Below are 13,806 nucleotides of genomic sequence, written 5' to 3'. Positions count from 1 at the left end.
ATGAAATCATTGCAATCATTTTATTTCTTAGAGGTATTTTATGGCTAGTCTTACTATTCGTAATCTCTCGCCTGAAGTTAAGGAAGCTTTGCGTATACGTGCCGCGCAAAATAGTGTTTCTATGGAAGAAGAAGCGCGCCGCCTTCTCAGCAATCCTATCACTCCAACGATACTCTCTTCTCAAGCAAGTGGCATTGAATTGCAATCATTGCAATCAAAATCACTCCTTCTTATTATTGGGGGTAGTATTGCGGCCTATAAAGCGCTTGATCTCATTCGTCGTTTAAAAGAACGTGGAGCACACTTAAACGTCGTCATGACAAAAGCAGCACAAAAATTTATTACGCCTTTAGCCGCTGAAGCTCTCAACAGTGGTAGGGTATATACTGATTTATTTTCACGCGAAGAAGAACATGATATCGGACATATCCGACTAGCCCGTGATGCAGATCTCATTATTTTAGCCCCTGCTACAGCCAATCGCATCGCGAAAATAGCCCATGGCATAGGAGATGATCTCACCGATTGCATCCTTTTAGCAGCACGCTGTCCACTCTTAATTGCTCCCGCTATGAATCCAGCCATGTGGGCACATCCAGCCACTGTTCGCAATGTTGCACAATTACGTGCAGATGGCGTTCATATTATCGGACCAGAAAGCGGAAATATGGCTGAACGTGACGAGACAGGCTATGGACGAATGAGTGAACCCTTAACCATTGTCGCTGCCATAGAGGCTCTTTTGAATGTGCATGAAAAACCTCTCTCTGGCCGCCATTTCATCGTTACCTCTGGACCTACTCATGAACCTATTGATCCCGTGCGCTATATTGCTAATCGATCTTCCGGTAAACAAGGTCATGCCATTGCAACCGCTCTTGCGCATTTGGGGGCAAAAGTAACACTTGTCTGTGGACCTGTTAATCTTGCAGATCCACAAGAAGTAAAAACCATTCATGTTGAAACAGCACAACAGATGCTACAAGCCGTTCAAGAAGCATTGCCTGCGGATGGTGCTATCTTTGTTGCCGCTGTTTGTGACTGGCGCAGTCAGACGCAATCTTCACAAAAAATTAAAAAGAATGCTCATAAAACACCACCACCCCTTCATATGGTCGAAAATCCTGATATTTTGGCAACAATTGGGCATGCTCCAAACCGCCCCCCATTGGTCATTGGTTTTGCTGCTGAAACTTGTGATATCATTACGAATGCGCAAAAAAAATATAGCGAAAAAGGTGCTGATTTTATTTTGGCTAATGATATTTCTCTTCAACCAGATGGCACAAGTGTCATGGGTGCTGATACAAATCAAATTTATCTCATAAGTAAAGAAAAAGTCGAAAAATGGCCTCTTATGAGTAAAAATAACATAGCACAAAAGTTAGCAAACATGATTGTATCATTTTTTGCCCCCCAGATGCTTACTCTTCATGAAGAAAAGAAATCCCATTTCAAATAATAAATTTTAAAACGCTAAAACATTTCATAAAATAAGAACTGAACTTTTGAATACACGAAAATGTCTATCAATCTTTATTAGACTAGCTAACACATTAATTTATAATGGTAATCTATAATTATTCAACTTTAATGGGAATCCTAAATATCGTAAGGTTCTCTTATTTAAAATCCTTTCTATATTGTAGTAATCAAAACCATTTTCTTTCACGATATGAACGAGCACAACTGTATGAATACAAAACGTTTAAGAAAAAACTAAAACAGCCTATAGTGAAATGTCTCAAAAACTATCGCAACATTTGAGAATAAGTGTATGATGGTGCCCGCGTAGTCTTTTGCTAAGCGTAAAAAAGTGCCCTATAATTTATAGTATTCACAGAAGCTTTATCCTTATCCCATTCACAGGCGCTGTTGTGAAATGGGTGTGACGCACGTTGAGAGATGTTTCTTTTTAAAAAACATCTTACCCTATCCTTCATAAAGAATAGAATCTCCTTCATAAAGAATAGAATCTTTTACACCACTATCTCTCAAGCTTATAAAATACAAGCTGGAACGCTCATTTGCCACCCTTCAATTTTACGAAAGCTCTTGTACTGAAGAAAATTTATAAATTTTATTTCTTAAATGTTTTTATCCTCACATAAGTTCTATTTGTGTAGTTTTAATTATTTCCATGATAAGAGCCACTGAAATGAGAAAATATTACTGCCTTTTTTGGCACTCTTATTATACTTTATGAGATATAAAATAATATATTATTGTAAATCGATATATTATTACATATCAATGTAATTTTCATCATATTTCGTAATAACACTCATAAAGAGTGTACAGAAAATTCATTGTATTAATATCTATAAAGATTATGACACAAACAGTATCATCCTCTCAATGATAGGCCTTTAATATTTAAGTGTATAACCCCTCCGATGTATCAGAGCCTCCAAAATTCATAATGTCCTTATACTATGACCATTCATGAGAAGAATTGTTAGTCTTTTATAAAAAAGATTTAATGTACAAATAAATGATTTTTTGATTGTAAAGATGAAAATTTGAGAGAATATTTTTACTTATTCAAGTTGAAGATGATCAATTCTCTTCATAAATCAATGATGTGATGATCTAAAAAATTATCCGTTCCAATGCATCATTTGTATGAAAAATTCTTCAATGAAGTTTTATTATCCAACTTTTAAAACTTAAAATTTCATCATTTTTAATCATCAGTGACATCTCCCTCTCTTTGCTTCTTCTCAAGAAATTGCTTTTCATAGGATATGGATCGTTTAAGCTCCTTTCTTTTCCCATTGCGCTAACATATGAGTCACTCTATTGCACAAAATCAGAATATCTCCAGTGCAACTACATTACCCTTATTCCATTAACCTCAAGATTATTTTGGATAAAAGCGAAAACAAAAATGCGCCACACCCAATGATAGAAAAGCATGGAACATTATGCAAAAATAAGCAAGAATGTAGATAAACAAAATTAGACAACTCTACTGAATAAATAGAAGTTATAAGAACTACTAACTATCTCTTAACCTTTAATTTCTTCCATATGTCATGTAAGCGCAATCAGCTAAACTTTGTACAAAAATATTTAAAAATTCTGCTATAATGGTTGGCTCTTAAATTCTGCTCGGTTTTTTAAAATTAAAAATTTCTATTTATTTAAACTTTATTGTAAACTAAGCAGCAGCTCTAGTCGTTTCTTTGTTTTGGTTGCTTATTTTATCTATTCTATAAAAAAATTTATCTTGTATTTTAATAATATATAAAGGTGGAAAATTCTCTTTTTTATAAAGCAATATCGATATATTGCTTTAATGTTATTGAAAATAGAGCATGTCATTCAAGCAATAAAAATTACACAACACCTTCTTTCTTTAAATGTATTTCTTGTTTTTTCTTCTTATTTTCTTAATTTATTAATCTATGATTTTTACCGCTGCCTATCGTGCTTTACAACGTCTTGTGACCTCGCAATATCGTATTATGATACTTAAAGCATTGGGGGTTACTTTTTTCGTACTCGCCATTTTATGGTTATGTGTGCACCAACTTTTTATGTCTTACTTTTGGCCTTGGATTGCTCAGTTTCTTCCTGGTCTTCCAAGTTGGGCAGGGTGGTTGGGATTTAGCATGCTTATCATCTTTAATCTTGGTTTGGCTCTTTTATTGGCTTTTTTTATTGCCCCCATCACAGCTATGATTGGTAGTTTTTTCATTGACTCTGCTGCTGAAATCATCGAAAGGCAAGATTATCCAAATGAGCCTCTTGGTCAAGCTATGCCTCTTGGGCGTTCTCTTGTTCTCTCCTTTAAATTTGTTATTTTAAGCCTTCTTGGTAATGGAATTGCTTTTATTTTATTCTTCATACCAGGTGTTAATTTGATTGCTTTTTATGTTATTAACGGTTATTTGCTTGGGCATGAGTATTTCTTGTTTGCAGCTTATCGTTTTCGAACAGAACAAAATGCGCGCGCATTTTTACATACCCATTATACAACGGTTTTTGGCGCTGGATTGTTGATCGCAATTTTTGTTTCGATTCCCATTCTTAATTTAGCCACACCGCTTTTTGCAGCTGCCTTTATGACACATTTACACAAAATGCTTTCCCAAAAAACATAGAACGCATCACTCAAAAATAAGGTTTCGTGAACTTAATAAAACTTTTCCGTCAAAAAAACATACTATAAAATCTTATATTTCACTTAAATCAATATATTGATTGATAATGATCATTTATCATTTCACAACATGAGTGAAAAACCTAAATATCATAAGGCTTTCTCATTTCACCCCTATTCATATTAAATCAATTAAAATCATTTGTTGAGATATCATAAACGAGGACGGAGTGTGGATAAAAGCATTTTTAAAAAGGTATAAAATATCACTCATTAATATTCTCAAACGCAAGAATTGTTGTCACATTGGAAAGCAGAAAAGAGTATGAAAATATTGGTTTGTACCTTCTATTCCAGTAAAAATAGGAGAGCTTATGGATTTTATACCTTTCATAGAAAGGATATACTCTTCATAGGAACTAATCATGAGAGAATTTTTGGAATATGTAAAACTGTTAAATCTAACAATGCGTGAATGCACAATAAAAATGATATTTTTTTGGATGCTTTATTTTATATGAAACGCACGCGCTTTAAGAAAACCGTTTGAAAAAAATCTTGCTCTGATGTTCGCGTTTCGCTAACATAACATTATCATATTCATTGTCTTTAACAGGTTAGTGTGGCCTTATTAAGGTTTTGTATTATACGATTTCTTTGCTTTAGGGCTGTTGATATTAGTGATTAACGGGAGAGGTGTTTTTATTAAAAGAAAACAGGCTGTTTGTTAACCAGCGTAAGAGGCGAGTTTTAATACCAACGTCAAAAAATAAAACATGTGAGTTCTTAAAACTTCTAAGAAATTTTTTATAGGGAATAATCTTTGTTCATATGATTATTATAGTATTGAAAAGATTAAAAATAAACAAATAATGCAGTTAAAGCTATACCTGCGCAGATGAAAGTATTAAATAGACTCATTTTCTTCAACCAGAAAAGCAAATATGACTGCCTAAATTCTATATTTTTTCAAATCATGCAAAAGATGTATAATATTTAAAGGAAGGCTATAAAGATGAACTGGATTACAAATTATGTTCGTCCTAAAATTAACTCTATATTGAGACGCCGTGAAATTCCAGAAAATCTGTGGATTAAAGATCCTACCAATGGTGAAATGATCTTCCATAAAGATTTGGAATCTAATCAATTTGTGGCTCCCAATTCTGGACATCATATGCGTATCAGTGCCAAAAATCGTCTCATGCATTTTTTTGATGATGGTTCCTATACAGCTCTTGAAAATCCAAAAGTTGTCACTGATCCTTTAAAGTTTCGCGATGAAAAACGGTATATTGACCGGTTAAAAGATTATCGCTCTAAACTTGGTGTTGATGACAATATTTTAAGTGCACGCGGTACGATTGAAGGCTTACCCATTATTGCAACCGTTCAAGACTTCGCCTTTATGGGTGGATCTCTCGGCATGGCTTCAGGAGAAGCTATTATCAAAGCTTTTGATACCGCCATTGCGGAAAGGCGTCCGTTGGTTCTTTTTGCTGCTTCTGGTGGTGCACGCATGCAAGAAGGAACACTCTCATTGATGCAAATGCCCCGTACAACCGTAGCGATTGAAATGCTGAAAGAAGCAAAACTTCCCTATATTGTTGTTCTGACCAATCCAACCACCGGCGGTGTTACTGCTTCTTATGCTATGCTTGGCGATATTCACATTGCTGAACCTGGCGCTATGATTGGTTTTGCTGGTCCACGTGTGATTCAACAAACTATACGTGAAACTCTACCAGAAGGTTTTCAAAGTAGTGAATATCTGCTCGAACATGGTATGATTGACATGGTTGTATCGCGCTTAGAAATGAAAACAACCATTGCACGTCTTTTACGCTTAATGATGAAACATCCTGCTGTTATTAATCCTTCCACCCCATCCCCCACAGACCCTCAAACATCGCTTTCGACAACAAAAGCAGCTTAAATTTATGCCAAACAGTCAAGTGCAAAGGGTGGTGGATGATTTACTAAAGAATTATCCGAAAAAGTTTGATCTTTCTTTAGGCCGTATTGTGCGCCTTTTAGAACGTCTTGGTAATCCACATTTAAAACTTGCTCCTATTATTCATATTGCTGGAACAAATGGCAAAGGATCTGCCTCAGCAATTTGCCGTGCCCTTTTAGAAAGTGCAGGCTACTGTGTTCATATGTATAGCTCACCTCATCTTGTCAACTGGAACGAACGCTGTCGGTTAGGTCAAAAAGGAGGAGGAAAGCTTGTTACAGAAAGTCTATTGGCTGAGACAATCCGTGAAATTAGAACCGTCAATCATCAAGAGCCAATTACTATTTTTGAAATTTTTACAGTCGCTGCCTTTATTCTGTTTAAGTTACATCCAGCTGATGTTGTTATTTTAGAAGTTGGGTTGGGAGGACGTTTTGATGCAACCAATGTCATTAACAAACCAGCTGTATCGCTTATTATGCCCATTGATTATGATCATGAGAACTTTCTTGGGAACACAATTTCTCAAATTGCTTTTCAAAAAGGGGGAATTATCAAACCAAACGTTCCTGTGGTTATCGGTAAGCAAAATTATGAGGAAACTCTTTCTACTTTAATACCCCTTGCTGATAAAAATAAAGCACCTTATTCTCTCTTTGATCAAGATTATCAAAGCTATAAAGAACATGGACGTATGGTTTTTCAAAACAATCAAGGCCTCATGGATCTTTCCCTTCCTAACCTCATTGGAGATCACCAAGTTGCCAATGCTGGTGCTGCTCTTGAAGCAGTCTATCAAGCAGGTTTTCAACTTTCAGAACAAATCATCAATGACGCTTTAAAAAATATTTATTGGCCCGCACGGATGCAACATTTAACCCATGGATATTTGGTTGATCAATTATCCCCTAATATTGATTTATGGCTCGATGGTGGTCACAACCCTGCTGCTGGAAAAGCTATTGCTTTAGAACTTACGCAATGGAGAAAAAAAATAAATCGTCCTATTATTATGATTGCTGGCATGCTTAATACCAAAGATGCTGTCGGTTATTTTCGTCCTTTAGCAAACCTTGTTGATAAAGTGTATACGATACCACTTATTAACAATAATGCCAGTATCTGTCCCATAAACTTAGCTGAATCAGCCCAAAAAGCAGGAATCTGTGCATCCCCTCAAACGCACTTACAAGGTGCTTTGCATAAAATTAAGATGGAATATAAAGAGGCTATTCTCCTTATTGGAGGATCTCTTTATCTTGCAGGCGATATTTTACGTGACAATAAAACACCACCATGTTAGAAATTAGCTATTTTTAAAGCTTTGAAAGATAGACTTTTTAACTATGCAATTTGATCGTGCACTTTATCAAAATCCTAAACTTATTACTGTTTTTGGTGGATCTGGTTTTGTAGGACGCCATGTCGTTGAGGCTTTGACTAAACGGGGATATCGTGTTCGTATCGCTGTTCGTTATCCACAAAAAGCTTATTACATGCTCCAAATAGGAGAAGTAGGACAAACCCAAATGCTGAAAACAGATATCAAGCATCGTGCCTCTGTTGTACGCGCATTGCGTGGAGCTGATGCTGCAGTGTTTTTGCCAGGTAGTTTAAAACAAGCAAATCAATCAAATTTCAAAAACATACAAATTGATGGTGCTCACAATGTTGCTGAATTAACAGCAGAAGCTGGTATTCCACTTATCTATATGTCAACACTTGTAGCCAACGAGAACGCTTCATGTCTTTATGCACGTGTTAAATTTATGGGTGAGCAAATCGTTCATAACAAGCACCCTCAAGCAATTATTATCCGTCCATCCATTATTTTTGGACCAGAAGATTGTTTTTTTAACACCTTAGCAGATTTTTCACGTTTTTTACCCATTATGCCTCTTTTCGGAGGAGGACAAAGTAAATTGCAACCCGTGTATGTTGGTGATGTTGCTGAGTTTATCGCGCATGCTTTAGATGGACAAGTTGCTTGGGGAAAAAATTATGATCTTGGTGGTCCCCAGATTATCACCTTCCAAAATGCTCTTGAAATTATACTCAAAGTTATTCACCGTAAAAAAACCATCCTATCCATGCCTCTTTCTGCTGGTCTGTTAATTGGAGGAATTTTGGGAACCATCGGTAAATTACCTTTTATACCAACACTTGTAACAGCCAATCAGATACGCTTTTTACAAATGGATAACATCATTTCTCAAGAAGCTATTGAAAATGGAAATACCTTAGAAGGTGTGGGAATTACTCCTAAAGCAATAGCTGCCTTCTTGCCAAATTATCTCTGGAGATTTCGTCCACATGGTCAATTTTCCCAAAACTTAACCGTCTAAAATAAATTTTTCCAAACTGAATTAATTGTTTGATTTTTAATTCATAGCTTGTTGCTGGCTACTTTAAAATTAGAGTGTTCAATAGATTAATGTTTTTTCACTTTTAATACTCTGTTCAGTATTGAAAAAAGTGTCTCCTCGCATATCCGCTCTTTTGATAAAAATCGTTAAGAATAGGAAAAAATACTCCTTATAAATTATCTTCAAGCAAAAGCAAATGCAACATGGGAATCCAGAAGAGCTGGATTTGGATTATCTATCCATAAATATAAAAATAAAAACATAGTGGCTTTTGCATTATATTATTTTTCTAAAAAGCTTAATAATGAAATTAAAACAAGGTAATAATGCCTTTTTAAAAAACTGCATGAATGCGTAGAATAAGAGTATGCTGTTTTTGATTATCCCGTAAAAAAACCGACATAAAAACTGTGAAGCAATGCATCATTTTTATTCTTTAAAAGATATTTCTCTACATATTTTTACAAATTGTAAAGTTCCATGACAAGGATACAGTTTTTTTTTCTTTTTATGCCTTCTTTTTTTAAATCAAATTATGTTTCATTTTAGAGATTATTAAAAGTAATATTTATCTTGCCTCACTCTGGCTTATAAAAAAGTTGGGATTGCTTATAGAATGTCTTTAATCCTCTCAACATTTGTTTTAATCACGCGATGGCATGAAAGTGAGATGTCCCTTTACAAGTGATTGCACAAGTTTTATGAGCAAAAGCTTCAGATTTTTTCCCTTTGCAAAATAATGGCAATCACATATTTGGATTTATATTTTTTCATCCTTACAGGTAATTGTATAAATTTTTCTGCGTTATATTCGTAAAAATCAGGTTGAAAATAATTTCATGATAACATCACAGATTTTATTAAATAAATACCCCCATAAAAATGAAAATATCTCCGCTATAACATTGACATGGTTTTTTTATAAAATACTTTGAAAATGACATTAGGAACACCTCTCACTTCCCATTAATGCATCTTATGAGTAGTTGTATATGTCCCCTATGTCGTATTCATAAAAATCAAACTGAGGATAATATACCAAAACGCCTTGTCTAGAGAATATCTTTAAGGACATGATAGCATTATCGTTTTTTTGCATACCTTGATTATCAACAACACACAAAGATATTAAGATAATTCATTATCTTTCACCAAAGTGATTATCTTTTTTCTTACCTATCATAGCTCTCTTCATGAAAAGAGTATGATCATTTATATAAAAAAACAGAATTTAAAGCATATTTAGATAGTTTTTTATCTCGTTGATGCTATAGTTTCTCATATTCTGGAATATCAATGCATATATTCTGGGCATATTTGTTACACAAATTTATAGAGATTTTAAAAGTATTTTTTCACATAAAGAAGTCTTCTTTCTTGTCTTGCATTTTTTTTTAATTTCTCCTACCGTTCTTCAAAACACTGATTTAAAAGGAATGAAGAATGACAGCTCAAGATTTTGTTGTCAAAGATATTGCACTTGCCGCTTATGGTCGTAAAGAACTTGATATTGCGGAAACTGAAATGCCTGGCTTGATGGCTTGTCGTAAAGAATTTTCCACCAGTCAACCTTTGCGCGGTGCGCGTATTTCTGGCTCATTGCACATGACAATTCAAACAGCTGTTTTAATTGAAACATTAAAAGCGATTGGTGCGGATATACGGTGGAGCTCTAGCAATATTTTTTCTACGCAAGATCATGCAGCTGCCGCTATTGCCGCAGCCGATATTCCTGTATTTGCTGTTAAGGGTGAAACATTGGAAGAATATTGGACTTATATAGATGCAATTTTTCAATGGCCTGATGGTAATCCTTCCAATATGATTTTAGATGATGGCGCTGATGCTACAAACTATATTTTAATGGGAAGTCGTGCCGAACAAAATAAAGATATCCTCTCACATCCCAAAACAGAAGAAGAAGAATTTTTTTTCAAACAAATCAAAAAACGTATGGATACAACGCCAGGATTTTTTACACGGCAGTGCGCCGCAATTAAAGGTGTTAGCGAAGAAACCACAACAGGTGTAAACCGTCTTTATCAATTACAAAAGCAAGGACTTCTGCCTTTTCCTGCTATTAATGTTAATGATAGCGTCACGAAATCAAAGTTTGATAATAAATATGGATGTAAAGAGTCATTGGTCGATGGTATTCGACGTGGGACAGACGTGATGATCGCTGGGAAAACAGCCATTGTCTGTGGTTATGGCGACGTAGGAAAAGGTTCAGCAGCATCTCTTTCGGGTGCTGGAGCGCGTGTTAAAATAACAGAAATTGATCCTATTTGTGCTCTTCAAGCAGCGATGGATGGCTATGAGGTTGTTAATTTGGATGATGCTGCCTCCAGTGCTGATATTATCATCACAACAACAGGCAATAAAGATGTTGTCCGTTTAGACCATATGCGACAAGTAAAAGATATGTGTATTCTTGGAAATATTGGTCATTTTGATAATGAAATCCAAGTTGCAGCTCTTAGAAATTTGCCATGGATAAATATTAAACCTCAAGTTGATATGATCACCTTTCCCGATGGAAAACGCATCATTTTACTCTCTGAAGGGCGTTTATTAAACCTCGGTAATGCAACGGGGCATCCTTCTTTTGTCATGTCAGCCTCGTTTACCAATCAAGTTTTGGCGCAAATTGAACTTTTTACGCGTGCAGAACACTATAGAAATGAAGTCACTATTTTGCCTAAACATCTTGATGAAAAAGTTGCACGTCTTCATCTTGATCGGTTAGGAATAAAATTAACTGTTTTATCAGAAGAACAAGCCGCTTATATTGGAGTCACACCGCAAGGGCCTTATAAACCAAACCATTACCGTTATTAAAATGCTTCCTTGGCTTTTAAAAAGGGAAAAATATCGTGCTCAGCTTTGGTGACCATACCCCCAAAGAAAAAGCTCAAAAAATGATTCGAATCTATACGTATATATTTTGCCTTTTTTTCTTTTTGTCTCCCACACGCGCTGGTGCTCAGTCGTTGGAAGGTCATTTACCATTTTCCTTCACGTTGCCAAATGGTCCATGGCTGCTTTTAGCGTTGTGTGGAGGAATTGCTTGTGCTTCATTTCTCACGTGTATGGCTGTTATTATGCAGACAAAAAAAGCTGCACAGAAACCTTTGAAGATAATTCAGGCAGATTTTTCTGAAAAACTTAAATATTATGAATGGCTTTTAGAGGAAACTGAGCAACTCCTTCTTATTTGGGAAAATCCAACAACCTTACCTCGTGTCGTTGGTGCCCTTTCCACATTGCAAAAAATAGGTATTGATCAGCAAAATTTTCAGCGCTTTGAGCTCTGGGTTGAAGAAAACTCTCTGCGAGAACTTGATTATACATTGACTCAACTGCGTTCTCAATGCCACCCTTTTGAACTTTCTATCACCACCACAAATAATGTGCTGCTACATGTTACAGGGGTTATTGCCGGAACAGTCGCCATTGCTCGTTTTCAAGATACCTCAAAACAGCAGAGCGAAAATGCTCGTTTACAAAAAAATATTGCCCGTCTTCTTACTGAACTGAGAATGCAGCGTAATCTTCTTGATCTTATTCAAGAGCCAGTATGGATAAAAGATTGTGAAGGAAAAGTTTGTTTTATCAATCGCGCCTTTAGAGAAATGACAGACTTTCATGAAGGCAGTGATGAAGTGGGGGATCTTTTCAATGAAAATACACAATGCAAAACAAATGAAACAGAAACAATTTTTCAAGAACATGTTTACACCGTTATTGATGGAGAACGGCATCGTTTTCACCTCACACGTCTCACAACAGCCGAAGGGATGGCCGCTTTTGCACGTGATGACAGTGCCTATGAAAATCTTGCTCATGAATTAAAATATGTTCTTCAAAGCCATTGTGAAACTCTTGACCAAATCTCAACAGCTGTAGCTATTTTTGATACAAACCAAAAATTAAAATTCTGCAATCATGCTTTTAAAATTTTATGGCCATTGGAAAGTTCCTTTTTAGAAAGTGAACCAAGTCATACATTGTTTCTTGAACATTTACGTGAAAAAGGGCTCATTGCTGAACACCCTGATTGGCGCGCATGGAAAGAGGAACTTTTTAAAGCCTATCAGCAAACAGAATCAAATCAACAAATTTGGAATCTTCCAGATGGACGCACGGTACGTGTTATATCAACCCCTCATCCACAAGGAGGAGTCACGTGGCTTTACGAAAATCTTACAGAAAAAATTGATCTTGAACGTCGTTATAATACACTCATTAAAATACAAGGTGAAACACTTGATAAGCTTTCTGAAGGTGTCGTTGTTTTTGGTACTGATGGACGCCTTCGTTTATCGAATCCTGCCCTGTCGAAATTGTGGTCTCTGCCTTATAATTTACTGGTAGAAGGAACCCATATTACACAGTTACAAAGCCATTGTTCAGCTTTAACTTTGGGGAAAGAATGGGATCAATTTACTAAATTTATTACTGGTTTTGCTGAAAAACGTGAAACATATTCGGGTCGTATAGATCTTAAAAATGATACGATTATTGACTATACTCTGGTCCCTCTGCCCGACGGACAAACGATGCTTACTTTTGTGAATGTTACAGACACTGTCCATGTTGCACGTGCTCTCCAAGAAAAAAATGAAGCATTAAAAAGTGCTGATCGTTTGCGCAATGAATTTGTCCAACATGTTTCCTATGAATTGCGGACACCTCTCACCAATATTATTGGATTTTCCGATATTCTACGGGATCAAATTTTCGGTTCTATCAATGAACGTCAACAAGAATATCTTGGGCATATTCATTCAGAATCAGGAACACTTTTAAATATTGTTAATGATATTCTTGATCTTGCCACCCTTGATGCAGGTATTATGGAGTTAGACATAAAATCAGTGAACATTGCTGGTGCGGTGATACAAGCAGTAACCCGTGTAGAAGATCGCCTTAATGAACGTCATATTACGCTTTTACAACAAATTTCTCCTTCTTTAAACTCTATTTCTGCTGATGAAAAACGCTTACATCAAATTTTTGTGAATGTCTTAAGTAATGCTATTAATTTTGCAACAGAGGCAAGCACTATTGAGTTTTGTGTCTATGAACAAGATGATAACATTGTTTTTAGCGTTCACAATGAGGGCCCTGACATCCCTGAAGACATTCTTGATCGTATTTTTAAACGTTTTTCTTCCCATTCACACCATGGTGGGCGTGCGGGAGCGGGGCTTGGCCTTTCACTCGTGAAAAGTTTCGTTGAACTACACGGTGGGCATGTTGAAATTATTACTGGTTCTGGAAAAGGAACAACTGTTAAGTGTTTTTTTCCACTCCTCAAAGAAGAGAAGACTTTTTAATTTCAACTTTTCAACTTTTATTATAGAAAAAAT

7 protein-coding genes are annotated in these 13,806 nt (G+C 35.7%); all 7 read left to right on the top strand.

Annotated elements, in window-relative coordinates:
• Positions 1-40 precede the first annotated feature (40 nt).
• The 7 genes from coaBC to AC6ER9_RS04155 all read left to right on the top strand — a co-directional run bounded on the left by coaBC (position 41) and on the right by AC6ER9_RS04155 (position 13,773).
• Positions 41-1,462 (top strand): bifunctional phosphopantothenoylcysteine decarboxylase/phosphopantothenate--cysteine ligase CoaBC, encoded by a 1,422-nt coding sequence (gene coaBC, locus AC6ER9_RS04185; protein ID WP_497075122.1) that lies wholly within the window; start codon positions 41-43, stop codon positions 1,460-1,462.
• Positions 1,463-3,410: 1,948 nt separating this feature from the next.
• A complete protein-coding gene (locus AC6ER9_RS04180; protein ID WP_497075121.1) occupies positions 3,411-4,109 on the top strand; it encodes a sulfate transporter family protein in 699 nt (232 codons plus the stop codon).
• A 1,014-nt stretch (positions 4,110-5,123) separates the two neighbouring features.
• Entirely contained in the window at positions 5,124-6,044 is a 921-nt protein-coding gene (gene accD / locus AC6ER9_RS04175) for an acetyl-CoA carboxylase, carboxyltransferase subunit beta (RefSeq protein WP_497075120.1), read from the top strand.
• A 4-nt stretch (positions 6,045-6,048) separates the two neighbouring features.
• Positions 6,049-7,368 (top strand): bifunctional folylpolyglutamate synthase/dihydrofolate synthase, encoded by a 1,320-nt coding sequence (locus tag AC6ER9_RS04170; RefSeq protein ID WP_497075119.1) that lies wholly within the window; start codon positions 6,049-6,051, stop codon positions 7,366-7,368.
• A gap of 43 nt (positions 7,369-7,411) precedes the next feature.
• Entirely contained in the window at positions 7,412-8,410 is a 999-nt protein-coding gene (locus AC6ER9_RS04165; RefSeq protein WP_497075118.1) for a complex I NDUFA9 subunit family protein, read from the top strand.
• 1,464 nt (positions 8,411-9,874) lie between these two features.
• Positions 9,875-11,272 (top strand): adenosylhomocysteinase, encoded by a 1,398-nt coding sequence (ahcY, locus tag AC6ER9_RS04160; protein ID WP_497075117.1) that lies wholly within the window; start codon positions 9,875-9,877, stop codon positions 11,270-11,272.
• Positions 11,273-11,307: 35 nt separating this feature from the next.
• Positions 11,308-13,773: a PAS domain-containing sensor histidine kinase gene (locus tag AC6ER9_RS04155; RefSeq protein ID WP_497075116.1), complete on the top strand. Its 2,466-nt coding sequence runs from the start codon at positions 11,308-11,310 to the stop codon at positions 13,771-13,773.
• The last annotated feature ends 33 nt before the right edge of the window (positions 13,774-13,806 follow it).

The sequence above is a fragment of the Bartonella sp. SL317 genome (genome assembly GCF_059687655.1).
The sequence above is the reverse complement of the archived record's forward strand: the minus strand, read 5'-3'. Positions and strand labels throughout refer to the sequence as shown.